This window comes from Streptomyces monashensis (genome assembly GCF_001866665.1).
Taxonomy (GTDB): domain Bacteria; phylum Actinomycetota; class Actinomycetes; order Streptomycetales; family Streptomycetaceae; genus Streptomyces; species Streptomyces monashensis.
This window is the reverse complement of sequence record NZ_MLYO01000072.1, coordinates 164690-188668: the sequence shown is the minus strand read 5'-3', so window position 1 is coordinate 188668 and position 23979 is coordinate 164690. Positions and strand designations below refer to the sequence as shown.

General features: G+C 74.0%; 22 protein-coding genes and 1 pseudogene. 11 read left to right on the top strand and 12 right to left on the bottom strand.

Annotated elements, in window-relative coordinates; translation table 11 throughout:
* Positions 1–14 precede the first annotated feature (14 nt).
* From aspA to BIV23_RS53695, 4 genes are all read left to right on the top strand, one after another.
* On the top strand, positions 15–1424 hold the full coding sequence (gene aspA / locus BIV23_RS37010) for an aspartate ammonia-lyase (protein WP_071385351.1): 1410 nt from the start codon (positions 15–17) through the stop codon (positions 1422–1424).
* Positions 1425–1474: 50 nt separating this feature from the next.
* Positions 1475–2413, top strand: coding sequence for a glutaminase (locus BIV23_RS37005; protein WP_071385350.1), 939 nt, complete (start codon positions 1475–1477; stop codon positions 2411–2413).
* A gap of 142 nt (positions 2414–2555) precedes the next feature.
* Positions 2556–3959 carry a polyprenol phosphomannose-dependent alpha 1,6 mannosyltransferase MptB gene (mptB, locus tag BIV23_RS37000; RefSeq protein ID WP_071385349.1) on the top strand — a complete coding sequence of 468 codons (1404 nt, stop codon included), beginning with the start codon at positions 2556–2558 and terminating at the stop codon, positions 3957–3959.
* Complete coding sequence (locus tag BIV23_RS53695; RefSeq protein WP_071385348.1) at positions 3956–5359, top strand: glycosyltransferase family 87 protein; 1404 nt, start codon at positions 3956–3958, stop codon at positions 5357–5359. The genes mptB and BIV23_RS53695 overlap by 4 nt, the downstream gene beginning before the upstream one ends.
* A gap of 11 nt (positions 5360–5370) precedes the next feature.
* Here BIV23_RS53695 and BIV23_RS47490 read toward each other — a convergent pair.
* Both BIV23_RS47490 and rho read right to left on the bottom strand, forming a co-directional pair.
* Positions 5371–6273: pseudogene (locus tag BIV23_RS47490) on the bottom strand (D-alanyl-D-alanine carboxypeptidase family protein); the annotation flags it as partial.
* A 94-nt stretch (positions 6274–6367) separates the two neighbouring features.
* A complete protein-coding gene (gene rho, locus BIV23_RS36980) occupies positions 6368–7516 on the bottom strand; it encodes a transcription termination factor Rho (RefSeq protein WP_071385346.1) in 1149 nt (382 codons plus the stop codon).
* 331 nt (positions 7517–7847) lie between these two features.
* Here rho and BIV23_RS36975 point away from each other — a divergent pair, with 331 nt between their 5' ends.
* Positions 7848–9182, top strand: coding sequence for a cytochrome P450 family protein (locus tag BIV23_RS36975; RefSeq protein ID WP_079173637.1), 1335 nt, complete (start codon positions 7848–7850; stop codon positions 9180–9182).
* Here BIV23_RS36975 and BIV23_RS36970 read toward each other — a convergent pair.
* Positions 9085–9483: a nuclear transport factor 2 family protein gene (locus BIV23_RS36970; protein WP_071385345.1), complete on the bottom strand. Its 399-nt coding sequence runs from the start codon at positions 9481–9483 to the stop codon at positions 9085–9087. The two genes, BIV23_RS36975 and BIV23_RS36970, sit on opposite strands and share 98 nt — an antisense overlap.
* A gap of 72 nt (positions 9484–9555) precedes the next feature.
* Here BIV23_RS36970 and BIV23_RS36965 point away from each other — a divergent pair, with 72 nt between their 5' ends.
* On the top strand, positions 9556–10119 hold the full coding sequence (locus BIV23_RS36965) for a PadR family transcriptional regulator (protein ID WP_071385344.1): 564 nt from the start codon (positions 9556–9558) through the stop codon (positions 10117–10119).
* Between the two features lie 4 nt (positions 10120–10123).
* Complete coding sequence (locus BIV23_RS36960) at positions 10124–10879, top strand: class I SAM-dependent methyltransferase (protein ID WP_071385343.1); 756 nt, start codon at positions 10124–10126, stop codon at positions 10877–10879.
* On the opposite strand, the gene BIV23_RS36955 is transcribed toward BIV23_RS36960, so the two are convergent.
* From BIV23_RS36955 to BIV23_RS36935, 5 genes are all read right to left on the bottom strand, one after another.
* Positions 10849–11607, bottom strand: a complete 759-nt coding sequence (locus BIV23_RS36955) for a GntR family transcriptional regulator (protein ID WP_071385342.1) — start codon at positions 11605–11607, stop codon at positions 10849–10851. The two genes, BIV23_RS36960 and BIV23_RS36955, sit on opposite strands and share 31 nt — an antisense overlap.
* Positions 11608–11748: 141 nt before the next feature.
* On the bottom strand, positions 11749–12717 hold the full coding sequence (locus BIV23_RS36950) for an acetylxylan esterase (protein ID WP_071385341.1): 969 nt from the start codon (positions 12715–12717) through the stop codon (positions 11749–11751).
* 187 nt (positions 12718–12904) lie between these two features.
* The gene (locus BIV23_RS36945) at positions 12905–13489 is read right to left on the bottom strand and encodes an Rv1733c family protein (RefSeq protein WP_071385340.1); all 585 of its coding nucleotides are present in this window, start codon (positions 13487–13489) and stop codon (positions 12905–12907) included.
* 295 nt (positions 13490–13784) lie between these two features.
* Positions 13785–14504: a ferredoxin reductase gene (locus tag BIV23_RS36940; RefSeq protein ID WP_071385388.1), complete on the bottom strand. Its 720-nt coding sequence runs from the start codon at positions 14502–14504 to the stop codon at positions 13785–13787.
* A gap of 73 nt (positions 14505–14577) precedes the next feature.
* Positions 14578–15183, bottom strand: coding sequence for a sulfite oxidase-like oxidoreductase (locus tag BIV23_RS36935; protein WP_071385339.1), 606 nt, complete (start codon positions 15181–15183; stop codon positions 14578–14580).
* Between the two features lie 171 nt (positions 15184–15354).
* Between BIV23_RS36935 and BIV23_RS36930 the strand changes: the two genes are divergently transcribed.
* Positions 15355–16287 (top strand): quinone oxidoreductase family protein, encoded by a 933-nt coding sequence (locus BIV23_RS36930; protein ID WP_071385338.1) that lies wholly within the window; start codon positions 15355–15357, stop codon positions 16285–16287.
* Entirely contained in the window at positions 16284–17048 is a 765-nt protein-coding gene (locus tag BIV23_RS36925) for a GNAT family N-acetyltransferase (RefSeq protein WP_071385337.1), read from the top strand. The genes BIV23_RS36930 and BIV23_RS36925 overlap by 4 nt, the downstream gene beginning before the upstream one ends.
* A 106-nt stretch (positions 17049–17154) precedes the next feature.
* Here the strand turns inward: BIV23_RS36925 and BIV23_RS36920 are convergent, their stop codons facing one another.
* Complete coding sequence (locus tag BIV23_RS36920; protein ID WP_071385336.1) at positions 17155–17595, bottom strand: MarR family winged helix-turn-helix transcriptional regulator; 441 nt, start codon at positions 17593–17595, stop codon at positions 17155–17157.
* An 81-nt stretch (positions 17596–17676) separates the two neighbouring features.
* On the opposite strand from BIV23_RS36920, the gene BIV23_RS36915 reads away from it, so the two are divergent.
* Positions 17677–18810, top strand: coding sequence for a hypothetical protein (locus tag BIV23_RS36915; protein ID WP_071385335.1), 1134 nt, complete (start codon positions 17677–17679; stop codon positions 18808–18810).
* A gap of 66 nt (positions 18811–18876) precedes the next feature.
* Here the strand turns inward: BIV23_RS36915 and BIV23_RS36910 are convergent, their stop codons facing one another.
* The 3 genes from BIV23_RS36910 to BIV23_RS36900 are packed head-to-tail and all read right to left on the bottom strand — an operon-like array spanning position 18877 to position 22869.
* Positions 18877–20118: a vWA domain-containing protein gene (locus tag BIV23_RS36910; protein ID WP_071385334.1), complete on the bottom strand. Its 1242-nt coding sequence runs from the start codon at positions 20116–20118 to the stop codon at positions 18877–18879.
* On the bottom strand, positions 20115–21344 hold the full coding sequence (locus BIV23_RS36905) for an AAA family ATPase (protein ID WP_071385333.1): 1230 nt from the start codon (positions 21342–21344) through the stop codon (positions 20115–20117). The genes BIV23_RS36910 and BIV23_RS36905 overlap by 4 nt, the downstream gene beginning before the upstream one ends.
* A 46-nt stretch (positions 21345–21390) precedes the next feature.
* On the bottom strand, positions 21391–22869 hold the full coding sequence (locus BIV23_RS36900) for a hypothetical protein (RefSeq protein WP_071385332.1): 1479 nt from the start codon (positions 22867–22869) through the stop codon (positions 21391–21393).
* Positions 22870–23182: 313 nt separating this feature from the next.
* Here BIV23_RS36900 and BIV23_RS36895 point away from each other — a divergent pair, with 313 nt between their 5' ends.
* Positions 23183–23974 carry a putative protein N(5)-glutamine methyltransferase gene (locus tag BIV23_RS36895; protein ID WP_071385331.1) on the top strand — a complete coding sequence of 264 codons (792 nt, stop codon included), beginning with the start codon at positions 23183–23185 and terminating at the stop codon, positions 23972–23974.
* The last annotated feature ends 5 nt before the right edge of the window (positions 23975–23979 follow it).

Sequence of the window (23979 nt, the reverse complement as noted above, 5' to 3'; positions counted from 1 at the left end):
AGGACCGTACCCTCATGACCGCCGCCACTCGCAGCGAGCACGACCTGCTCGGCGACCGTGACGTACCCGCCGACGCCTACTGGGGTGTGCACACCCTGCGGGCCACCGAGAACTTCCCCATCACCGGTACGCCGATCTCCGCGTACCCGCATCTGATCGACGCCCTGGCCGCCGTCAAGGAGGCCGCCGCGCTGGCCAACCAGGAGCTGGGGCTGCTGGCGCCCGAGAAGGCGGAGGCGATCGTCGCCGCCTGCCGCGAGATCCGGGCGGGCGCGCTGCACGACCAGTTCGTCGTCGACGTCATCCAGGGCGGCGCCGGCACGTCGACCAACATGAACGCCAACGAGGTCGTGGCCAACCGGGCGCTGGAGCTGCTCGGGCGGGAGAAGGGCCAGTACACCTATCTGCACCCCAATGAGGACGTCAACCTGGGTCAGTCAACCAATGACGTCTACCCGACCGCCGTCAAGATAGCGACGGTGCTCGCGGTACGTGGACTGCTCAAGGCCATGGCCGTGCTGCAGGACTCGTTCGCCCGCAAGGCCGTCGAGTTCCGTGACGTGCTCAAGATGGGCCGTACACAGTTGCAGGACGCCGTGCCGATGACGCTCGGGCAGGAGTTCTCGGCCTATGCCGTCATGATCGAGGAGGACCGCAGCCGTCTCGCCGAGGCCGTCGAGCTGATCCACGAGATCAACCTCGGCGCCACGGCCATCGGCACGGGCCTCAACGCGTCCCCCGGGTACGCCGAGGCCGCCCGCCGGCACCTGTCGGAGATCACCGGGCTGCCGCTGGTCACCGCGGCCAACCTGGTCGAGGCCACCCAGGACTGCGGCGCTTTCGTCCAGATGTCCGGCGTGCTCAAGCGGATCGCGGTCAAGCTGTCCAAGAGCTGCAACGACCTGCGGCTGCTGTCGTCCGGACCGCGCGCGGGCCTCGGCGAGATCAACCTGCCGCCCGTCCAGGCCGGTTCGTCGATCATGCCGGGCAAGGTCAACCCGGTCATTCCCGAGGTGGTCAACCAGGTCGCCTTCGAGGTGATCGGCAACGACGTCGCCATCACGATGGCCGCCGAGGCCGGGCAGCTCCAGCTCAACGCCTTCGAGCCGATCATCCTGCACTCGCTGTCCGAGTCGATCACGCATCTCCAGAGCGCCTGCCTGACGCTGGCCGAGCGCTGCGTGAACGGCATCACCGCCAACACCGAGCGGCTGCGCGCGAGCGTCGAGAACTCCATCGGCCTGGTCACGGCGCTCAACCCGCACATCGGCTACACGGCGGCGACCGACATCGCCAAGGAGGCCCTCGTCACGGGCCGCGGCGTGGCCGAACTCGTGCTGGAGAAGGGCCTGCTGCCCGCCGAACAGCTGGCCGGCCTGCTGCGCCCCGAGGTCCTCGCGGGCAGCGGAGCACCGCTCGCCTGACCTGCGGCAACGCGCGCTCGATTACGCTCCGGGACCGGCCGGGAGGCACAATGGCGATCATGACAACGACGTCGTCCCACACCTTCCTGCCGGTCCTGGAGCGCATCGCCGAGGAGATAGGCCACACCCCCGGCCGCGGCCGTCCCGCCGACTACATCCCGGCCCTGGCCGCCCGCGATCCGCGCAGCTTCGGCATGGCGGTCGCCGAACTGGACGGCACCGTGTACGGGGTGGGGGAGTGGCGCGAACCGTTCTCCACGCAGTCGATCACCAAGGTCTTCACGCTCGCCCTCGACCTGGCCCGTGAGGGCGACGAACTCTGGGAGCACGTGGGCCGCGAACCCTCCGGCAACCCGTTCAACTCCCTGGTCCAGCTGGAGTACGAGAACGGCATCCCGCGCAATCCGTTCATCAACGCGGGCGCGCTCGTCGTCACCGACCGCCTCCAGACCCGTACCGAGGACGCCGCCGGACAGCTCCTGGACTTCCTGCGCGCGGAGAGCGGCAACCCGGCGCTGGACTTCGACCACGAGGTCGCCGCCTCCGAGACCGCCTTCGGCGACCGCAACGCCGCGCTCGCCCACTTCATGGCCTCCTACGGCAACATCGACAACGACGTGACGGTGCTGCTCGACCAGTACTTCCGGCAGTGCTCCGTCGCCGCCTCCTGTGCCGACCTGGCCCTCGCCACCGGCTTCCTCGCCCGGCACGGCATCCGTGCCGACGGCACCCGGCTGCTCACCCGCAGCCAGGCCAAGCAGGTCAACGCGGTCATGCTGACCTGTGGGACGTACGACGCGGCCGGTGACTTCGCCTACCGGGTGGGCCTGCCCGGCAAGAGCGGAGTGGGCGGCGGCATCATCGCGGTCGTCCCGGGCCGCTGCACGCTGTGCGTGTGGAGCCCCGGCCTGGACGAGCGCGGCAACTCGGTCGCCGGAGTGGCGGCGCTGGACCGCTTCACGACGCTGACCGGTTTGTCGGTTTTCTGAGTGGTTCAGGAGATTCGGGCCGGGGGATTCGCGCGAGGTGGGGCGCGGTTCCTCACACGCCGGACACGTCCGGGCCGCCCGTCGGTGGCGGGACCGTAGTCTTCCGGCCACCCGATGTCGACACGCTGACTCAGTGTTGGCCATGGCATTCCCCGTCGATCTCCGCCGCTGTCAGCTGCTCGGGCTGGCCGGTACCGCCTTCCTCGCGCTGGGCGGTGAGACCGCCGGTGCCCTGCCCGTGCAGGATCTGCTGGCCCCCGCCTCGGCGCAGGCGGCGCTCGGCCTGGTCGGCGTGTACTTCGGTGTCGTCCTGCTGGTAGCGGCCTGGGTGCTGCTCGGCCGCCTGGTCCGCGGACCCCGGCCGCCCAGCCCGCGCGCCCTGCTGCTCGTCCTCGCCGTGTGGACGGCCCCGCTGCTGCTCGCGCCGCCGCTGTTCAGCCGGGACGTCTACAGCTATCTCGCACAGGGCGCCATGGTCGACGCCCACATGGACGTCTACGCCCACGGCCCGGCCCAGCTCGGCGGCCCGCTCGCCGACGAGGTCGCTCCGATGTGGCAGCACACCGGAGCCCCCTACGGCCCCGCCTTCCTGGGGCTGGCCTCCGCGCTGTCCGGCCTGACCCGCGGCGAACTGCCCGCGGGCCTGCTCGGCATGCGCATGGTCGCCCTGCTCGGCGTGGCGCTCATGGCGCTCGCGCTGCCCCGGCTCGCCCGGCACAGCGGCGCCGACCCGGCCGCCGCCCTCTGGCTCGGCGCCCTCAACCCGCTGGTCCTGCTGCACCTGGTGGCGGGCGCCCACAACGACGCCCTGATGCTCGGCCTGCTGGGGCTCGGCCTGGTCGCCGCGCGTGGCCGCCGGCCGGCCGCCGGGATCCTCGCGGCCGTCCTCGTCACGCTGGCCGCCCTGGTCAAGGCGCCGGCCGCGCTCGGGCTCCTCGCGGTCCTCGCGCTCCAGATCCGCTCCGGCCGCCGCCCGCTGCCCGCCGTACTGACCACGGCGGCCGCCGCTGCCGCGACGACGGTCGCCGCCACGGCCGTCGCCGGCACCGGCTACGGCTGGATCGCCGCGCTGACCACCCCGGTCTCCCCACAGAACTGGGCCCTGACGAGCCTGCTCGGCCGGGCCACCGGCGCCCTGCTCCACCACCTCGGCAGCGGCCTGGCCCCGCTCGCCGTGCCGGCCTGGCATCTGCTGGGCCTCGCGATCACCGCCGTGGTCGTCGCGCTGATATGGCTCCGGCTGCGCCTCAAGCCGGTGTACGCGCTCGGTCTGAGCCTGCTGACCGTCGCCGTCTTCGGCCCGGCGATCCGCCCCTGGTACCTGCTGTGGGGGCTGTTCCTGATCGCCGCCGCCGCGCCCGAGACCTCGGTACGGCACCGGGTCGCGGCGCTGGCCGGGGTGCTCGCGCTCGCCGTCCTGCCCAGCGGCGGCCCCGCCGACCTCGGGCAGCTGGTGCTCGCGGTCTCCGGCGGGGTGCTCGGCGTGGTCGTGCTGTGGCAGGCCCACCAGGCGGCGCAGGCCCCGGCCCCGGGACGTACCGCATGAGCGCGCTGACCGGTCCGATCGGGCCGCGCACCCGGCGGGGCCGGCTGCTGCTGGTCCTCGTCCTCGTCGCTTCGGTCACCGTCTTCACCGCGACCGTGCCGCTGCTGCGCGACTTCTTCGACCTGCGCGTCTACTACGGCACCGTGCACACCTGGGTCCGCCATGGCGGCCGGATCTACGACTACCACGTGCCCGGGACCGCGTACGGCTTCACCTATCCGCCGTTCGCCGCGCTCACCATGCTGCCGCTGGCCCCGCTGGGCCGGACCGCCGCGATCACGCTGTCCCTCGTGATCAACCTGGCCGCGCTGGCGGTGGTCCTGCGGATCCTCGCCGGGGCCGGCTGGCGGCGCCACGGCTGGTACCGCTGGGCGCTGCTGCTGTGTCTGCTCGCCCTGTTCGAGCCGCTGCGGGACACCTTCAGCTTCGGCCAGGTGAACCTGGTGCTCCTCGCCCTCGTCCTCGCCGACTCCCGGCTGCTCGCCACCGGCCGGGGGCGCTGGGCCGGTGCCGGGATCGGGCTGGCCGCCGCCGTGAAGCTGACGCCCGCCCTGTTCATCGGCCTGCTGCTGATCGCCGGGCGCCGCCGCGCGGCCGGCGTTGCGACGGCCGTCGCCGTCGCGGCGACCGCGCTCGCGGCCTGGGCGGACCCGCGGGCGTCCCGCTACTACTGGACCGAGGCCCTGTGGGACACCAGCCGGGTGGGGCGGCTCGACTACGTGTCGAACCAGTCGCTCCAGGGCGTGCTGGCCCGCCTCGGCGACACCGGCCGCCCGCTGTGGGCGACGCTCGTCCTGCTGACGCTGTGCGTATGGGCCTGGCGGACCCGGCGGGCGGTGACGGCCGGCGACTGGACGGCGGCCTTCGCGCTCACCGGGGCGGCGGCCTGCCTGGTCAGCCCCATCACCTGGGTGCACCACCTGGTGTGGCTGCTGCCGTCCTTCGCCGTGCTGGTCCGCGCCGGGCGCCCGCGGATCGCGGGCGCCCTGTACGCCGTGCTGTGCACGAGCGTGGTGTGGCTCTGGTACGACGGCGCCTCGGGCGTCGGCGGCTTCCTGGGCAGCAATGCCTACACGTGGATCACGCTGGGCCTGCTGCTCGGACTGCCGACGGGTCAGTCGCGCGCGTCCCTGCGCCTGGCCCGCCGCTGCAGCGCCACTGTCAAGGCGCCCGCGCCGAGCCCGGAGAGCCCCGCGACGACCGCCGTGCGCGGCCAGTCCACGCCGTCGCCCGGTGCCTGCGACGCGGCGGCGGCCACCGGTGCGGCCGGGGGCTTGGCCGGGCGGGACTTCACCCGCAGTCCGTCCAGCGAGCCCACCGGATCCACCCGACCGGCCGCGTCGAAGCCCCAGTCCAGCAGTTCGCGGGCCTCGTCGTACACCGTCAAGCCGCCGCCCTGAGGGTTCATCACGGTCACCACGAGCGTGCGTCCGCCCCGGTCGGCCGCGGCCACCAGGGTGTTGCCCGCGTTGCTGGTGTAGCCGTTCTTGATGCCGATCAGGCCCTGGTACGGCTGCACGCCGTTCGCGCCGGTCAGCAGGCGGTTGGTGTTCTGGATCCCGAACGACCAGCCGTCGGCGGGGAACGTGGCCCGGGCGGTGGAGCAGTAGCGGGCGAAGTCGGGGTTGCGCAGGCCCTCCCGGCCGAAGACCGCGAGGTCGTACGCGGAGGAGACCTGGCCGTCCGCGTCGTATCCGTCCGGGGAGACGACATGGGTGTCCAGGGCGCCGAGCGAGCGGGCCTTGGCCTGCATCCGCGTGGCCGTGGTGTGCCAGCCGCCGGCCATCGAGGCGAGCACGTGGACGGCGTCGTTGCCGGAGCGGAGGAAGACCCCGCGCCACAGGTCGGCCACCTGGTAGGTCTGCCCCTCCTTGATGCCGACCATGCTGCTGCCCGCGCCGATGCCCGCCAGGTCCTCGTTCCGCACGGTGTGCCGCATCCCGCTCGGCAGGGTGGGCAGCACGGTGAGGGCGAACAGCGTCTTCAGGGTGCTGGCCGGCGGCAGTCCGCGGTGGGCTCCGCTCGCGGCCAGCACGTCCCCGCTGCGGGCGTCGGCCACCACCCAGGACAGCGCCGACACGTTCGGCACCTCGGGAGCGTCCCGGTGCGGCCGGACCTGTGTGCCGGAGCCGTAGAGCAGGGACGGCCCCGGCAGCGCCGCCCGGGGGCCGGGCGGGGCGGGCTCCCCGGGGGACGGGGCGGGGGCTCCGGCACGGTGCCGGGCGGAGGCCGCGGCCGGTGTGAGCGTCAGGACCCCCGCCACGCACAGCGCACAGGCCGAAACGGCCACACGGTGAGAAAGTCCGTGAATCATGCACATCAACGTAGGGAGGCGCCTGCCGTTCCTCGCGCGCTGCGGTCCGTTCGGCCCATGCGGACAACCCGGACGAGGCACCCCGGGGCGAGGGTCAGCCGGCGGGCAGGGTGGGCCGGATCTGCCGCAGGAACGCGGCGTTGTCCGGTGTGGCGCGCAACCGCTCCAGCAGGGTCTCCAGGCCGGACGGGCCGCCCTCGCGACCGCGCAGCACCCGGCGCAGACCGTGTGCGGCCGTCAACTCGGCCGGGGTGAGCAGGAGTTCCTCGCGGCGGGTGCCGGTCGCGTCGATGTCGACGGCGGGGAAGTGACGGCGGGCCGCCGCTTCCCGGTCGAGCCGCAGCTCCATGTTGCCGGTGCTCTTCAGCTCCTCGAAGTAGTACTGGTCGGCACGCGAGCCGGTGTCCACCAGCACGGTGGCGAGGATGGTGAGAGAGCCGCCCTCCTCGGCCTGGCGGGCGGCGCCGAAGAACCGCTTCGGCCCGAGCAGCGCGCCCGCGTCGACACCACCGCTCAGGGTGCGTCCGCCGGCGGCGGAGGCGTTGTTGTGGGCCCGGCACAGGCGGGTGAGCGAGTCCAGCAGGACGACGACGTCCTCACCGGCCTCGACCAGGCGCTTGGCGCGCTCGACGAGCAGCTCGGCGAGCGCGATGTGCTCCCTGGGGCTCCGGTCGAACGTGGAGGCGTACACCTCGCCTCGCACCGAGCGGCGCATCTCGGTGACCTCCTCGGGCCGCTCGTCGAGCAGCAGGACCATCAGTCGGCACTCCGGGTGATTGCCGGCCACGGCCGCGGCGAGCTGCTGGAGCAGCACCGTCTTGCCGGTCTTCGGCGGGGCCACGATGAGCCCCCGCTGGCCCTTGCCGACCGGCGCGAGGAGATCGGTGACGCGGCCGGCCGGCCCGGACGCGGGGTGTTCGAGGCGGATGCGGTCACGCGGGTGGAGCGGGGTGAGGTCGCGGAAACGGCGCCGCTCGCGCACGTCCGCCGTGGCGCGGTCCTCGACGCGCGTGACCTCGGTCAGCGCCCGCTTCTCGCCCCGGACGCCCTCGACGAGGTCGCCCTTGCGCAGCCCGTGGCGCCGGATCAGGGCCGCCGGGACCTGGGGGTCCGCGGGGGTGGCCAGAAGGTTCACGGGCCGCAGGTGCCCCTTGCCCTGCGCGTCGATGTCGAGGACACCGGTGACGAGCCGGGCGGCCGGGGCCTGCGGGGCCGCGGGAGCGTGTTCGAGTGTGGTGGTCATGGCCGGAAGTCCTTTCGCGGACGGAAGGGAGAGCATGGGAAGGGGGGAGAGGCCGCGAGAGGGAGGCGCGTACGGCCGGTACGGCGTGCCTCCGGGCGGCGGGAACGGCACCTCGGGTACGGCGGAGACGCCCTGGTCACGAGGTGGTGCTGAGAGGAAGCCCGGGCCGGTCGAACGCCATGGCCGAGGGGCTGGTGGAGAAGTCCGCGACATCGGTGTCCGTACGACGGGACACGCACATGCGCTGATCGCACTATACCCGTGCGTCCGCTTCGGTCAACATGACGGAGTCCGCGTTCATTCCCGGCCCGCCCGACCTTCAGGAGAATCCGTGGAGACCTCTGCCGCCCGGCCCCCGTACCGTCTGGACCCCGCCGGCGGGTGCCCGCACGCCGTCAACGCGCGGCTGCTGGCCGACGGTGCCGTGGCCCCGGTCGAACTGCCCGGCGGCATCGAGGGGATGGCCGTACTCGGGCACGGGGCGATGAAGGAGTTCCTCCAGCACCCCGAAGTGGCCAAGGACGCACGGCACTTCGCGGCCCTGCGGGAGGGCCGGATCGGCCCCGGGTGGCCGATGCTGACCTTCGCGACCGTGCGGGGCATGACCACCGCCGACGGTGACGACCACCGTCGGCTGCGGTCCCTGGTGGGCCGGGCCTTCACGCCTCGCCGAGTGGCCGAACTCAGGCCCCGGATCGAGGAGTTGACCGTACTCCTGCTGGACGATCTCGCCCGCGCCGCCGACGCCGGAGCCGGTGTCGCCGACCTGCGCCGGCACTTCGCCCTGCCGCTGCCGATGGGAGTGATCAGCGAACTCCTGGGCGTGGACGTCGAGTTCCGCGACCGGCTGCACCACCTCAGCAACCAGGTCGTCGCCACCGACATCCCACCCGAGCGGGCCATCGCCGCCAACCGCGAACTCGTCGCCATACTGGGCCAGATCGCGGCGGCCAAGGCGGCGCACCCCGCCGACGACCTCACCAGCGCGCTGATCACCGCCCGCGACGAGGGTGGTGACCGGCTCAGCGACCAGGAACTGATCGGCACCCTCGTCCTGATGATCGTCGCCGGACACGAGACCACCCTCAACCTCGTCACCAACGCCGTACGCGCCCTGTGCGCCCACCGCGACCAGCTCGACCTCGTGCGCGCGGGCCGGGCGGACTGGGCGGACGTGGTGGAGGAGACGCTGCGCTGGGACGCGCCGGTGAGCTACTTCCCGTTCCGCTATCCGGTGCGGGACCTCACCGTCGACGGCACCCGCATCCCCGCGGGCACCCCCGTCCTCGCCGGCTACTCCGCCGCCGGCCGCGACCCGGCCGCGCACGGCCCCGACGCCGACCGCTTCGACGTCACCCGCCCCGCCCGGGCCGACGCCGTACGCCATCTCTCCTTCGGGCACGGCGCGCACTACTGCCTCGGTGCGCCGCTGGCCCGGCTGGAGGCCGGGATCGCGCTGGAGCGGCTGTTCACCCGCTTCCCCGGCCTCGAACTCGCCGCGGCCGAAGCCGATCTGCCGCCGCACTCCGGTTTCGTCGGCAACAGCGTGCGCACCCTGCCCGTCCGGCTCACGCCGACCGCGCCTCCGCCTCCTTCGCGATCCGGTCGAACCGCGCGCCCATGGCCTCCGCGAGGGCATGGGCGCCGGACAGCGGACGGACCATGACCATGAAGTCGTCGATCAGCCCGTCCTCGTTCACGTGGATGAAGTCGCAGCCGGTCAGCTCGCGGTCGCCCACCCGGGCCGTGAAGACCAGCGCGTGGTCGCCGCCGTCCGGGGCGCCGATCTCGCGGACGTACCGGAAGTCCTCGAAGACCTGGGAGACCGCGCGCAGGATCGCCGCGGTGATCGCCCGGCCCGGATACGGCTTGAAGACGACCGGGCTGGTGAAGACGACGTCCTCGGCCAGCAATGCCACGGCGGCGTCGATGTCCCCGGCCTCCACCGCCTCGCGGAACGCGCGCATCGGATCACCTCACATAGTCAATTAATTGAATAGGTGCGGATGAGATTAATCAACTGCTGTTAGCCTGTCCACATGTCGCTCAAGTACGCCGTCCTGGCCGCCCTGCTGGAGGGCGAGGCCTCGGGCTACGAGCTGTCGAAGGTGTTCGACGTCTCGCTCGCGAACTTCTGGCCCGCCACCCCGCAGCAGCTCTACCGGGAGCTGGAGCGCCTCGCGCAGGACGGGCTCGTCGAGGCCCGCACCGTGCAGCAGGAACGGCGGCCCAACAAGCGGATGTTCACGCTCACGGCGACCGGCCGGGCCGAGCTCGGCGCGTTCGCCGCCGAACCGCCGAAGCGGCCCACGGCCGTCCGTGACGAGTTCCTCATCAAGATCCAGGCGATGGACGGCGGCGACCCGGAGATCACCCGGGCGCTGATCGAGGAGCGCAGGGGCTGGGCGCGCGGAAAGCTCGACCGTTACCGGCGGGTGCGCGAGCGCCTGCTGGACGGGCGTGGCGAGCAGGAGTACCTGCGCACCGCCGAGCGTGTCGGGCCGTACCTCACCCTGATGGCCGGAATCTCCTTCGAGGAGGAGAACCTGCGCTGGTGCGAGCGGGCCCTCGCGGTCCTCACCCGGCGGGTGGCCCTAGGCTGAGACGATGTTCGGTCCCGAAGGCCCCACCCTGCGTGAACTCGCGGTCCAGGCGCTGTCGTCCGTCGAGCGGGGCTACGACCTGCTCGCCCCGAAGTTCGACCACACCCCTTTCCGGACACCGGACGCGGTGCTGGAGTCCGTCGCGAAGGAGCTCGCCCCGCTCGGCCCGTTCGAGGACGGGCTCGACCTGTGCTGCGGCACGGGCGCGGGCGTGGAGGTGCTGACCGGGCTGTGCCGCCGGAGCGTCACCGGCGTCGACTTCAGCGCGGGCATGCTGGACGTGGCCCGGCGCCGGGTGCGGCCGCCCGCCGGCGGGCCCGGGGTCGCCTGGGTGCGCGGCGACGCCCGTGCCCTGCCGTTCGCGGCCGCCTTCGACCTCGTGGTCTCCTTCGGCGCGTTCGGCCACTTCCTGCCGAGCGAGCTGCCGGGCCTGTTCGCCCGGGTCCACGCGACCCTGCGGCCCGGCGGCCGGTTCGCCTTCCCGGTGCTCGCCCCGCCCCGCCCGACGAGGCCCGGCTACTGGGCGCTGCTCGGCTTCGACACGGTGATGCGGGTGCGCAACGCCCTGTGGCGGCCGCCGTTCGTCATGTACTACCGGGCCTTCCGACTCGGGGCTGTGCTGCGGGAGTTGGGGGAGGCCGGCTTCGTGACCGAGCTGCGCGCCCTGCCGGAGTTCGGGCGGCGCGGCGACGGCGGTCCGCGGGTCCGGCTGGTGGTGGCCCGCAGGCCTCAGCCGGCGGCGGGCAGCGTGAACTCGTAGACGAGCATGTCCTGTTCGTGCACCACCAGGTCGGTGATCTCCAGCGGCCGCGCGTACTGGTCGTGCACCCGGCGGGTCACCCGCACCGAGGAGGCGTCGCCGATCTGGCTGATGGCGTCCCGGTGGTGCAGGGCCAGACCGGCCTTGCGCATCCAGTCGTAGGCCCGTCGCAGCTGTGCCGGGGTGGCCCCGTCGGCCCGGCCCCGGTAGCGGGCCAGCTCCGCGACCTCGGCCAGCGCCACCGCCGAGAACGACGTCACCGCGGTGCGCAGCGACCGGCCGTCCGCAGTGGCCGACCGGTAGCGGTGCACCAGCGTCGGCCGCTGCGGGGCGAGGCCCAGTGCCCGCGCGTGCTCCGGCGGCGGCGCCTCCCAGGTCACCGTGGCCCGGTCGACCGCGCACGGGTCCGCCGAGCGGGCGCCCAGCGGGAAGACCGGGGTCCCCGGCGCCTCGACGGGACGGCCGGGCAGGGTGACATGGCTGCCGCGCCGGTCGGTGGCGACCAGGCCGCCTCGGCGCAGCAGGTCCAGCGCCTGCCGGACGGTCTCCCGGCTGACCTGGTAGTGGGCCGCCAAGTGCCGTTCGCCGGGCAGCCGTTCGCCGGGCGGAATGGTACCGGCGTGCAGTTCGTCGAGCAGCAGAGCCGCGATCCGCCCGTACAGGGGCCGGTCGTCGACCGTTGCGGCTGCGTGGCTCTGCTCGGGTTCGTGCGGGGTGGTGCGGGCCATGCCGCGCCCTCCTGTGGTGACAAGACGTAGCCGTGCGGGCTCATTGCGCGACCACCATTGCATTGGTCTAAACCACAAGGGAAGAGCGGCATTGCGGTTCGGCCGAAACCCGCCGCGCGCTGTCAGACGGACGACGCGCCGTCAGGCGTACGACCGCAGCCAGCGCACCTTCGCCGCCTCGTGGAAGGGGCCGCCGCCCTCGTGGTCGTTGAAGTCGTACACCTCGATCGACTTGTCCTCCTGCGCCCAGGCGTTGAAGGCCGCGAACACCGTCGACGGCGGGCAGGTCTGGTCCTCCAGGGCGGCGGAGAACAGGGCCGGCGCCCGGCCGCGGGTCGCGAAGTGCACGGCGTCGAAGTACGACAGGGTGCGTTGCACCTCCGCCGAGCGGCCGCGGTGCGTCTTGAGGAACTGGCCGATCTCCCGGTAGGGGTGACGGTCCGTCAGGGTTGTCGCGCGCGGGAAGTCGCACAGGAACGGCACGTCCGGCGCGACCGCGACCAGGTCCGGCACCAGGCCGCCGACCGCGAGCGTGATGCCGCCGCCCTGGCTGGTGCCGAGCGCCACCGTGCGCGCGGCGTCGGCCAGCGGGTGCGCACGGGCGGCCTCGACCGCGCGTACGGCGTCCGTGAACACCCGCCGGTAGTAGTAGTTCTCGGGCGCGTCGATGCCGCGCGTCATGAAGCCCGGGTACGCCGGTGCCGCGCCGACCGGGTCCGCCGTGCCGCCGCCCCCGCCCCAGGCGCTGCCCTGGCCGCGGGTGTCCATCGTGAAGTGCGCGCGGCCCGTCGACGACCACAGCAGGTTCTCGTGCGGAAGCCCGCGCCCGCCGCCGTAGCCGATGAACTCCACGACCAGCGGCAGGGGTTCGCAGGCACCGGCCGGCAGTCGCAGCCAGCCCTTGACGGGGTGGCCGTCGAACCCGGCGAACGTCACGTCGTACACCTCGACCGTCGACAGCCCGGTGTCCACCGGCTCGAAACGGGCGTCCAGTTCGTGCTCGCGCGCCTGCTCCAGGGTCTTGTCCCAGAAGGCGTCGAAGTCCTCCGGCTCGATGGACTCGCTCCGGTACGCGTGCAGTTCGTCGAGGGAAAGGTCGAACAGGGCCATCAACAACCGCCTTGGTGAAGGGACAGCGTGTCAGCTCACCGTACGTGGATGATCGGAGGACTGGCCAGGCCCGGTGGGGCATGTCCCTACGGGTTCCTGATGGGAGACGTGCCTGGTCATGCGATGGGCAAGCGCTTGCTCCCGGATGGCCGGGGTGCGTCGGCCGGACACAGTGATCGGGTCGCTGTCACGCCCTGGGCTGGGTCCACTTCGGGCCGGTGTGTTCCCACTCGCGCTCCCACTCCGCCATCCGGTGCCGCAGTGCGATCCGGCGCTCGACCGCGCACCCGAGGAGCACGACGGCCGCCGCGCCGCCCGCCGCGCACACACCGACGGTCACCGCGTGCTGCACGATCGCCGCATCGTCCGGCGGCGGGGCGACATCCCGGCCCCGCGCGTCGAGCCACACGGAGACCGTGTCACCGGTCCGGGTCCCCGTCGGCACCCGGGCCCAGGTCGTCCGGGTCCCCTTGCCGGGTTCGGCCCAGCGCACCTGGGCGCGGTAGGGGCGCTCACGGTCGCCCTCCACGGCGGACACCCGGCGCGGCGGTTCGCCGACCACCCGGGCGTGCACCTGGTGGCGTTCGGCACGGGCCGTCGCCGCGAGCGAGCCGGCCTGGTCGTACGCACGCAGGCCCGCGGCCATCCCGGCCAGGGGCACCACCACGAACAGCAGGACGGAGACGACCAGCACCGTCCACGCCTCCACGACGTCCGAGCGGCGCCGCAGCGGATTGCGCTGCCAGCGCCAGCCATGAACCCGGGTCCGCATGTCCACCTCCTCGCCCCGTAGGAGCCGGAGCGCCGGACGGACCGCTGTCATGGGTCCGCCGTCCCCCATCGCTCACGCACACGAGCGTCCACATCCGTCTCGTACCCCGTACGGTGCCCCTCGCTCACGCCGTGAACCGCGAGTTCAAGCCCGCTTGGAGCGCGGAACGAGCCATGCGCCCCACGGTCGCGCGCCCGGCCCCGGCGTGCGACCCGGACAGGTGTTCCCGGCCTGTTCCCGACGATGTTCGACGGTGTCCCGGACGATGTTCCGGACCGCGTTCCGGACGGGCGGCTCAGCCGAAGCGCTCGATCCGGATCCGTTCCACCGGCTGTCCTGCCGCGACCAGCAGCCGGGAGGCGTGCTCGGCGAACGCGTTGGATCCGCACACATAGGCCTCCCACCCGCCAGAAGGCCGCTCGGCCAGGAGCGGCGCCACATGTGCCGCCGCCATACGTCCCACCGGCACGCCCTGGGGGGCGCTCCGCGTGAACACGGGCGTCGTCTCCGTGCCCAGTTCGGACGCGTAGATCAGCTCCTCGGGGCCGCGCGCGGACACCAGCAGACGCAGCGGCACGTCGAGGCCGCGCAGCCGGTGGTGGCGCACCATCGACATCAGCGGTACGACCCCGGAACCGGCCCCGATGAGCAGCGCGGGCCGGTCACCGGGCCAGGCGAAGAAGCCGCTCAGCGGGCCGCGCACCTCGACCGTGTCACCGGGGCGGGCCACCGTGTGGAACCAGCCGGAGACCTCGCCGCCGGGGACGTGGTCCAGGGTCAGTTCGACGTGCCCCGAGTCGTCGGGCGCCGACGCGAGGGAGTAGTGGCGCTGCGCCGTGTAGCCGTCCGGCGCGGTCAGCCGCAGCATCAGGTGCTGGCCGGGCAGATGTCCCGCCCAGGCGGGCACGGCCAGCCGGAACGTGGCCGTCCGTGGCGTCTCGCGCCGGATCTCGGTCAGTGTGGCCGTCTGCCACACCGTGGCCGCCCGACCGCTCACCTCGATCCGCCCCGGCACGGCGAACCGCGTCGCGGGGACGAGGGGGCCGCCGGCCGGGGCCGGCGGAGCCGTCGGGTTCGTCGTCGCCGTCTCAGTCACCGGAGTACCGCTGCTCCTCCCAGGGGTTGCCGCGCTCGTGGTAGCCGTTGCGCTCCCAGAAGCCGGGCTCGTCGTGGTCGAGCAGCGTGAGACCCGCGATCCACTTGGCGCTCTTCCAGAAGTACAGATGGGGCACGATCAGCCGCGCCGGACCGCCGTGCTCCGACGGCAGCGGCTCGCCGCCGTATTCCCAGACGATCCAGGCCTGCCCGCCGGTGAGGTCCGCGAGGGGCAGGTTCGTGGTGTAGCCGGTGTGGGAGTAGGCCACGGCATGTGTCGCGGACCCATGGGGCCGCACCACGTCGAAGAACGCGTCCAGGCAGACGCCCCCGAAACGCACGCCGAACTTCGACCAGCCGGTCACACAGTGGATGTCGCCGGTGTACGCCGACTCCGGCAGCGTGTGCGCCGCGTCCCAGTCCCAGGTGTGCGGCCGCTCGACCAGGCCGTCGATGCGGAAGGACCAGTCGGCCGGCGCGAGGTCCGGGGTGACCTCGGCGGACAGGACGGGCCAGTCCTCGCCCGCGTCGTACTGTCCGGGCGGCAGCCCCGGGTTGTCGACGCGCGGACGGCCCGTGAAGCCTCGCGTGACGTTCATGCTTCAACCGTACGCTGTCGTTCCGGGTGCCCCTTCCCGGGTCTCCGCGTGGATCATTGCATCCGTATGAACTCTTTCGGGCTCCGGGAATAGCTCTGCGGCGCTTCTGCTTTGCGCTCGATGCGGGTGCCGGTACACCGGTGGCAGCGCGAGAGAAGCGAGGAAGCGAACATGCCCAAGGCGTATGTCTACACGCGGCACGGCGGACCGGAGACCGAGGCGCTGACCGAACTCGACCGTCCGAGCCCCGGCCCCGGCGAGATCCTGATCGCGGTGCGGGCGGCAGGGGTCAACCCCGTCGACTGGAAGCTGCGGAAGGGCTTCCTGCGCCCCGGCGAGAACGAGCGCCCCTTTCCCCGGGTCTTCGGCAGCGAGGCGGCGGGCGTCGTGGCGGAGGTCGGCGCGGGCGTGACCGGCTTCGCCGTGGGCGACGAGGTCCTCGGCAGCACCGCCAGCGGTGGGTACGCGGAGTTCGCCCTGCTCACCGCCGACGTGACCGTCCACAAGCCCGCAGGGCTGTCCTTCACCGACGCCGCCACGCTCCCGGTCGCCGCGGCCACGGCCTACGACGGCCTCCGTCAGCTCGACCTGCCGGGCGGGACGACGCTGCTGGTCACGGGCGCCGGCGGCGGCGTCGGCAGCGCGGCCGTGCAGATCGCCCGGGCCTTCGGACTGCGGGTCGTGGGCGTGGCGAGCGAGGGCAAGAGGGAGTTCGTGGAGTCGCTCGGCGCGGTTCACGTCTCCTACGGTCCCTCCGGTCCCGGCCTCGTCGAGCGGGTGCGTGCCGCCGTGCCCGACGGGATCGACGGGGTGTACGACCTGGTGGGCGGGGCGGTGCTCGCCGACGCCGCCGAACTGCTCAAGGACCGCGGCAAGCTGATCACGGCCGGCTCCCCGCTCGACGCCGTCGCCTCGCTCGGCGGTGCCCGGGTCGAGCGCGCCCGCACGGCCGCCGTCCTGGAGGCGGTCGCCGACCTCGCCGTGCGCGGCGCGCTGAAGGCGCACGTGACCCGCACCTTCCCGCTGGAGCAGGCCGACCGGGCGTTGCGCGCCGTCGAGGACGGGCACACCCTGGGAAAGATCGTGATCGAGGTGGCCGCGTGAGCGTCATAGCCGGACCGGGCGGCGACGAACGGACGTCCGTCGCCGCCCCGCACGTCCTCGACCGCCCCGCCCTGGCCGCGCTGACCGGCCCGCACGCGCACTTCGCGCAGTGGCGCGGCCGGTTGGTGCGCTACCCCGTCGACGTCACCCCGTGGCTCGCTCTGCCCGACGAGCCGGACGCGCGGGACTGGGCGGACCTCGCCGCGCTGGCGGGTCCCGGCGCTGAGGTTCCGCTGCTGGGCTACCGTGGCGAGGTCCCGGACGGCTGGGAGATCACCTTTCGCGTCGAGGGCGTGCAACTCGTGGACGACGGCCTCGACGCCGCGCCGGACCCGGAGGCGGTCCCGCTCGGGCCGGCGGACGTGCCCGAGATGCTCGACCTCGTGGCACGCACCCGGCCCGGTCCGTTCCTGCCGCGCACCATCGAACTCGGCACCTACCTCGGCATCCGCCGCGGCGGGGCGCTGATCGCCATGGCGGGGGAGCGGCTGCACCCGCCGGGCTGGACCGAGATCAGCGCGGTCTGCACCGACCCGGCGCACCGCGGCGAGGGCCTCGCGACGCGGCTGATCCGCGCCGTCGCCCACGGCATCCGGGAGCGCGGCGAGACGCCGTTCCTGCACACGGGCGCCCAGAACGCGAACGCGATCCGGCTGTACGAGTCCCTGGGCTTCCGCCTCCGCCGCAGCACCGCGTTCGGCGCGGCCCGCGTCCCCGAGCACCTGGCCGAGAACGACCGCACGGCGGTCCCGGTGGCGTAGCCGTCATGGGAACGGAGCGTGTGCCGGTGCGCGGCCGCGCGCGCACCCCGGCGTGCGCCGGTCCCGCCGGGTCCGGTCGGCTCTGCCCGGCGCGGCGCAGCGCCGGTCACGCGGGCCCGGAGTCGCCCCGTCCCGCGTTGTACCGCTCCAGGTAGGCCGCGAAGCGGACCAGGTCCTCCTCCGGCCAGTCGGCGAGCCGTTCGTGGAAGGCGGCCCGGCGGCTGTGGGTCACCTGGGTGAGGATCTCCTCGCCCGCCTCCGTGAGATGGAGCACCTGGACCCGGTGGTCCTCCGGGTCCAGCCGGCGTTCGATCAGCCCGGTCCGCTCCAGCGCCGCCACCTGCCGGCTCACCGTGGACTTGTCCAGGGCGTAGTGCGCCGCGAGGTCCGTGGCCCGGCAGCCGCTCTGCTCCTCCAAGTGGCTGAGCAGGGTGTATGAGACCAGCGACAGCTCGGGGTGCATACGGCCCGCCGAGGCGCGGGCCCGGCGGGCGAAGATGGTCATCTCGCGCTGGATCGTCTCGACGGCCGACTCCGCTGAGTTCACGGGAATACCTCCTCAGGCGTTCTAGTTGTATAGTACAACTTGAACCTGAAGTTGTATAAGCCAACCATTGGAGGTCGCCCGATGAGGTCCCCGGCGCTGCGCCACGTGCTGACGCACCTGATCACCCCGCTGCTGATGTGCGTCGGCATGGGGCTCGCGTACATGGGGGCCTTCGTCACCCCCGAGCCCCACCACCTGCCGGTCGCCGTCGTCGGCACCACCCCGCGGGCGATGGTCTTCGCCCAGACGGTCAAGGACACCGCGGGGGACAAGCTCGACGTCCGTACCGTCGCCACCCGCGCCGACGCCGTCGAACTGCTGAAGTCCCGGGAGGTGACCGGCGCCTACGTGCCGAGCGCCAGGACGCCCGAACTGCTCGTGGCCAGCGCCGCCTCGGACATGGGCGCGACGGCCGTCGAGAGGGTCTTCACCCCGGTCGCCGCCGAGCAGGGCCTCCCGCTGAAGATCACCGACGTGGCCGAGCCGGTCTCCGACGACCCCACCGGCCAGGGCCTGTTCTTCCTGTTGATCGCGGTCAGCATCGGCTCCTACGCCTCGGTCGCCGCTCTCGGCGCCGCGGGTGCCGCGCTCCCGATGCGGATACGGGCGCTGCTCGCGCTCGGCGTCTCCGCCGTGGTCGGCGGCATCGGCACCCTGCTCGCCGGGCCGGTGTTCCGCCTCGCGCACCACGATCTCGCGAGCCTGTTCGGCATGGCGTGGCTGTACTCGGCGGGCATCCTCGTCATCGGCGTCGGCCTGCACACCTTCCTCAAGCGCTGGACCACGCTGGCCATGATGGTGCTGTTCGTGATGCTCAACTTCACCAGCTCCGGCGGGTTGTTCCGTCCCGAGCTCCAGAACGGCTTCTTCGGCACCCTGCACGCCTTCTGGAACGGCGCCGGCTTCGTCGAGGGCATCCGCAGCCTCCTCTACTTCGGTGACGACGGCCTCGGGCGCAACGTGTGGACCCTCGTGGTCTGGCTGCTGGCCGGCCTCGTGGTGACCGGGATCGCCGCCCTGTACGAGCGCCCCCGCCACGCCCGGCACGCGGCCGGCCACGGCGAGACCGCCGCCGCCCAGCCGGTCACTGCGCTCACCGCCCCGACCACCCGGGCCGCCTCCGACGCGCTGCGGACGCCGGCGGACCAGGCGAAGGCGCGGGCCGAGGCCGAGGAAGAGCTCGAGGAAGAGGTCGAGGAGACGGTCGGCGTCTGATCCGGCGCGGGCCGCCGACGACAGGGAGAGCACCGCCCGGCTGCGGGCGGTGCTCCTGCCGGTGCCTCATCCCGGCGCCGAGCCGATCGTCACCACCCGCGCCCACGCGGGCGGTCCGTCCGGCCGGTAGCCGGGATCGTTCTCGTCGTACGACCCGCCGACCCGCGAGAACAGGCCCACCACCGTCCGGCAGGACGGCCGTGCCTCGGGCCACGGAGTCTGCCCGTCCGTCAGGACCACCACCACGTCGGGCCGCGTCCGCAGGGCCCGGGCGAACCCGGTGCGCAGATCCGTCCCACCGCCGCCCACCAGCTCGATGCCCTCCGTTCGGCACAGCGGCTGCACGGTCTGGGCCGCCGCGTCGCAGGACAGCACGGAGACCAGGTCCCGCCGCCCGCCCAACGCCCGGCAGATCGCGGCGACTTCCAGCAGCGCGCTGCCCAGTTCGGCGTCGCTGACCGAGCCCGAGGTGTCCACCACCACACAGACCCGCGGCGGACTGCGCCGCAGGCTCGGCAGCACCACCTCGGGCAGCCCGGCCGAGCGCCGCGCCGGTCGGCCGTAGCGGTAGTCCTCGCCCACGCCCGACGCCGAGACGGCCGAGCGCAGCGCCGAGCCCAGCAACTCGCGCCAGGGCTGCGGCGGATGGAACGCCTCCTCGGCCCAGCGCCGCCAGCCCTGCGGGGCGTTGCCCGGAGCGCCCCTGATGCCCTGGGCCACCCGGAACCGGACCGCGTCCCGTTCCTGCTCGCTCAGCCCGTGCGCGCCGTCGGGCCCCAGCTCCCAGGGCCGCTCCAGCCCGTCGGCACCGCTGCCGCAGTCCAGCCAGGCCTGCCGGGCCAGGCGCGGCCCGAGCTGAAACTGCCGCAGGTAGTCCTCCATCAACTCGCCCGCACGCAGTCCCAGTTTCCCCGGTGTCACGGCGTCCTCGGGGCACACCAGCCCGTCGCCGTACACGTCGTCGTTGATCTCGCAGTCCGCGGCGATGTTCATCCGCAGCCGCTCCGCCGGACCGGTCAACCCGCGCTCGCGGGCCACCCGGTCACCGCGCCCGTGATGGTCACGCAGCAGATGCGCCACCTCGTGCACCCACACCGCCGCCAACTCCGCCACCGGGGTGCGGTCCACGAACGCCGCGGAGACGTAGCACCGCCAGTACCGGTCGACGCCCATCGTCGGAACCTGCCGCGACTCCACCGGGCGCAGCGCGAACAACGCCGTGGCCAGATACGGCCGGACCCGGGCCGCGTGCAGCCGGGCCGCGAACAGCTTGCCGAGGTCCAGCGCCCCGGGCGCGTCCGCCGTCATCGCCGGGCCCCCGCGGTCCGCGCGGGGCGCCGGGCGGCCTGGTCGGCCCGCCGGGACAGCGACACCACCCCGGCCAGCCGCTCGACCACCGCCGGCACGTCCCAGTCCTCCCGGCGCAGCGCGGCCAGCGTGGTCGCCGGGACGACCACCACGTCCGGCGCGCCGGTCTCCATCGCCCGCACCAGCAGCGCCCAGGCGGCGTCCCAGCGGGCCCGCTCCGGCCGCGCCCGTACCGCGGCCACCACCCCGTCCAGCGCGGCCTGCCGCAGATCGCCGCGCTCGGGCAGCACGGCACCGGCCGGATCGGCCAGCAGCGACTCCGGGTCGGGCAGGTCCATCCGGTCCAGGCTCGCGAGCAGCTCCAGCCCGGGTCCGTCCCCGACCGTGCCGCGGACCAGCAGCGACAGCACGTCCCGCGAGGAACCGGCGGCCGTCGCGAAGGCGATCAGCCGCAGGGTCGCCTCCCAGCTCCGCGGCGACGGCCACGCCCCGCCCCGTCGGCCCTCCCCGTTCGGCAGCTTGTGCACGAGCCCCGGCCGCGCGCCGAGGAACGCGCACACCGCGCGCCGGGCGAAGGCCACGGCCTCGGGCAGCCGCGCCGGGTCGAGCCGGGGCAGGGCCGCGCGCGGCCAGGTCCCGCCGAGACCGCGGACCACGACCTCGTGGTCGTGGGTCCACTGGAGGTGCACGAACCGGTTGGCCAGCGGCGGGCTCAGCTCCCAGCCGTCGGCGGCCGAGGACCGAGGGTTGGCGGCGGCCACGATACGCACCCCGGCCGGCAGGCGCAGGGCGCCGATCCGCCGCTCCAGCACGAGCCGCAGGAGCGCCGCCTGCACCGCCGGGGGAGCCGTGGACAGCTCGTCCAGGAACAGCAGCCCCCGCCCGGCACGCACCAGCCGCACCGCCCAGTCCGGCGGGGCCATCGGGACACCCTGCACGGCGGGGTCGTCTCCTACGACGGGCAGCCCCGAGAAGTCGGACGGCTCGTGCACGCTCGCGATCACGGTGGTCAGCGGCAGGTCCAGCGCCTCGGCCAGCTGGGTCAGCGCCGCCGTCTTGCCGATGCCGGGCTCACCCCACAGCAGGACCGGAAGGTCGGCTGCCACGGCCAGGGTGAGGGCCTCCAGCCGGATGTCGGCGCGGGGCTCGGTGGTGGTGTCGCGGAGCAGGGCCAACAGGGTCTCGGCGACGACGAGTTGAGGGTCAGGGGAGACGGAGACAGTCATGTGGGATCACCTGAGGGATGTGGAGTAAGCCTGGAAGGAAGGGGGTTCAGTGCTGGTGACGGCGCAGGCGCCGCTGCCGGAGGCGGTCGCGGTACGGGTCGGCGGGGGCGTGGCCCGGGCCGGTCAGTCCGGCCCGGTACAGGCCGTAGGCGATGCGCCGCTCGGCCGCGGCCGTCAGCTCGTCCCGCAGGGGACCGTCGCGCAGCACCGCGCCCGGACCGAGCAGTGCCTCGACCACGGCCAGGGCACCGGCGCTGTCGCCGTGGTCCAGCCGTTCCCGGACACCGGTGAGACAGTCCGGGCGCCGGTGCGCCTCATCGATGACGCGCAGGCACGGGAGTGCCGGGCCGCCGAGCGAGGCCAGCAGTTCCTCGCGCCGGATCTCGTCCGGGCCGTGGTCCAGCGGGACCAGGACGCCGTCGACCAGACCGATCCGGTGCCGGGCGCCCCGGCAGTCCACGGCACGCGCCTGCGCCGCCGGGTCGGCGCCGGGCGACGGCCCGTCCGGCCGGTGCCCGGGGACCAACGCGGCGGCCACCAGCGGATGCAGCCGGTCCGGTGTGAGCAGCCCGGCGCGGAGCAGCTCCAGGTCGGGCGGGATCCAGGTGGCCGCGTCGGGCAGCACCGGCACGGCGGAGAGGCCGCCCGGTACGCGCCCGGTGACGATCCGCAGGTCCGGCCCGCGGGCGCCGTCCGCGACGGGGTACGGCCGGTCCCGGTGCCCGGGCCCGGACCGGTCAGGCGGCCCGCCGGACCGGTCCGCCGCGCGCGGGTGTCCGGCCGGATCGGTGACGTCGCCCCCGCCCGCGGCCACCGTCAGGACCAGCCGGCGTCCTCCGCCGAGCCGTGCGGCGAAGGCACCGGCCGGCCGCCCCTCGGCCGCCAGCAGGAGGCGCGCCTCGGCCGCCCACCGGCCGACGGCACAGCCGTGCCCCGGCGGGGCCAGCCCCAGCGGATCGGCGTCCGGCGGTACGGGCCCGCCGGCCCCCGACCGGTCGCGCAGCTCGGCGGCCCTGCGGGCGTCCCACAGATGCCGGTGCAGATCGAGCCGGTAGCGCCGGCTCGGGCGCGGATGCGGGTGCGGATGGCGGCCGGCGCGGGCCTCGGCCGGATCCCACAGGGCGAGGCCGATCCGCTGGCCGGCATCCGCCCAGGCCGGCGGCGTGCGGACCACGAGATGCAGCGGACCGGCGCGGCCGGACCCGCCGTAGCGGGCCAGCGTGAGGGTCAGCCCGGGGCGCAGCAGGCCGTCGGGCGCGATCCTCGGCATGTGCCAGCGCAGCAGGTCGGGGGCGAGATGCCGGAGGTCGGCGCGGAGCCGGGCCGCGAGGTCGTGGCCGTGGGCGCGGGCGACGGAGCGCAGATCGAGGTCGACGTCGATCCGTGCGGCGGCACAGGCCCCCGCCCAGTCCCCGGCGGCACGCCGGTCGGTGGCCGGCTCGATCATGGACGGTGGCACGGCGTACGCACGCACGCGCTGCCACAGGGAAAGACGGGAATCCCCGTACGCGGTGGAGGTGAGCATCAGCACTCACCTGGCGCGGACGGGACCCCCAATCGCAGAGTCGGGTGAGTCGTCATCGCGGGGATCGTAACCACGGTCCGGGCGGCGCGTCATCCGCTTTTCCGCAGGGGTCCGCCACGGCGGCCCCGCGCGGCCGTTGGGGTAGGGTGGCCGTCCGGTCGCGAACGGTCGCGGCCCCGACGGACGAGGAGGTGGGACCCATCACCGCTGTGTCAGCCGGGGTGCTCTCTCCTCAGGACGGCGCGGTGCACCGCAAGCGGTGACCGCGGGGAGCGCCCACCGGTCAAGCGCTCCCGAAAGGCTCACGCCCTCCGTGCACTCTTCTTCCCCCTTTGCCGTTTCCCTCGGAGCCGTCGTCTCCGCGCTGCGCACCGCCGGGTGCGTATTCGCCGAGGACGAGGCGGAGTTGATACTCGCCACCGCCCGCACCGACGCGGAACTGACCTCGATGGTGGACCGGCGTGTCGCGGGGCTCCCGCTCGAACAGGTCCTCGGCTGGGCCCGGTTCCACGGGCTGCGCGTCCGCGTGGCACCGGGGGTGTTCGTCCCCCGCCGCCGCACCGAGTTCCTGGTCGACCAGGCGCTGGCCCTGGCGCCGCACGCGTCCGTCGTCGTGGACCTGTGCTGCGGCTCCGGCGCGCTCGGCGCGGCCCTGGCCGCCGCCCTGGACGGTGCCGAGGTGCACGCCGCCGACATCGCCCCGGCCGCCGTCCGCTGCGCCCGCCGCAACCTCGCCCCCTTCGGCGGCACGGCCCACGAGGGCGACCTCTACGACGCCCTTCCCGCCGGGCTGCGCGGCCGCGTCGACGTCCTGCTGGCCAACGTGCCCTACGTCCCCACCGCCGAGCTGCCGCTGCTGCCGGCCGAGGCCCGCGACCACGAGCCGCTGGTCGCCCTGGACGGCGGTGCCGACGGCCTCGACGTGCTGCGCCGGGTGGCCGCCGGGGCCTCCGCGTGGCTCGCACCGGGCGGCTGTCTGCTGACCGAGACCAGCGAACGCCAGGCCCCGGCCGCCCTGCGCGCCTTCGCCGACGCGGGTCTGACGGCCCGTCTGGCGGAGTCGGAGGAGTGGTACGCGCACGTGGTCATCGGCGAACGGCTCTAACGTCC

What these genes read in the sequence shown, in the direction of transcription:
- aspA (WP_071385351.1), top strand. Translation starts at nt 15, where the DNA reads ATGACCGCCGCCACTCGCAGCGAGCACGACCTGCTCGGCGACCGTGAC.
- BIV23_RS37005 (WP_071385350.1), top strand. Translation starts at nt 1,475, where the DNA reads ATGGCGATCATGACAACGACGTCGTCCCACACCTTCCTGCCGGTCCTG.
- mptB (WP_071385349.1), top strand. Translation starts at nt 2,556, where the DNA reads ATGGCATTCCCCGTCGATCTCCGCCGCTGTCAGCTGCTCGGGCTGGCC.
- BIV23_RS53695 (WP_071385348.1), top strand. Translation starts at nt 3,956, where the DNA reads ATGAGCGCGCTGACCGGTCCGATCGGGCCGCGCACCCGGCGGGGCCGG.
- rho (WP_071385346.1), bottom strand. Translation starts at nt 7,516, where the DNA reads ATGACCACCACACTCGAACACGCTCCCGCGGCCCCGCAGGCCCCGGCC.
- BIV23_RS36970 (WP_071385345.1), bottom strand. Translation starts at nt 9,483, where the DNA reads ATGCGCGCGTTCCGCGAGGCGGTGGAGGCCGGGGACATCGACGCCGCC.
- BIV23_RS36965 (WP_071385344.1), top strand. Translation starts at nt 9,556, where the DNA reads ATGTCGCTCAAGTACGCCGTCCTGGCCGCCCTGCTGGAGGGCGAGGCC.
- BIV23_RS36960 (WP_071385343.1), top strand. Translation starts at nt 10,124, where the DNA reads ATGTTCGGTCCCGAAGGCCCCACCCTGCGTGAACTCGCGGTCCAGGCG.
- BIV23_RS36955 (WP_071385342.1), bottom strand. Translation starts at nt 11,607, where the DNA reads ATGGCCCGCACCACCCCGCACGAACCCGAGCAGAGCCACGCAGCCGCA.
- BIV23_RS36950 (WP_071385341.1), bottom strand. Translation starts at nt 12,717, where the DNA reads ATGGCCCTGTTCGACCTTTCCCTCGACGAACTGCACGCGTACCGGAGC.
- BIV23_RS36945 (WP_071385340.1), bottom strand. Translation starts at nt 13,489, where the DNA reads ATGCGGACCCGGGTTCATGGCTGGCGCTGGCAGCGCAATCCGCTGCGG.
- BIV23_RS36935 (WP_071385339.1), bottom strand. Translation starts at nt 15,183, where the DNA reads ATGAACGTCACGCGAGGCTTCACGGGCCGTCCGCGCGTCGACAACCCG.
- BIV23_RS36930 (WP_071385338.1), top strand. Translation starts at nt 15,355, where the DNA reads ATGCCCAAGGCGTATGTCTACACGCGGCACGGCGGACCGGAGACCGAG.
- BIV23_RS36915 (WP_071385335.1), top strand. Translation starts at nt 17,677, where the DNA reads ATGAGGTCCCCGGCGCTGCGCCACGTGCTGACGCACCTGATCACCCCG.
- BIV23_RS36910 (WP_071385334.1), bottom strand. Translation starts at nt 20,118, where the DNA reads ATGACGGCGGACGCGCCCGGGGCGCTGGACCTCGGCAAGCTGTTCGCG.
- BIV23_RS36905 (WP_071385333.1), bottom strand. Translation starts at nt 21,344, where the DNA reads ATGACTGTCTCCGTCTCCCCTGACCCTCAACTCGTCGTCGCCGAGACC.
- BIV23_RS36900 (WP_071385332.1), bottom strand. Translation starts at nt 22,869, where the DNA reads ATGCTCACCTCCACCGCGTACGGGGATTCCCGTCTTTCCCTGTGGCAG.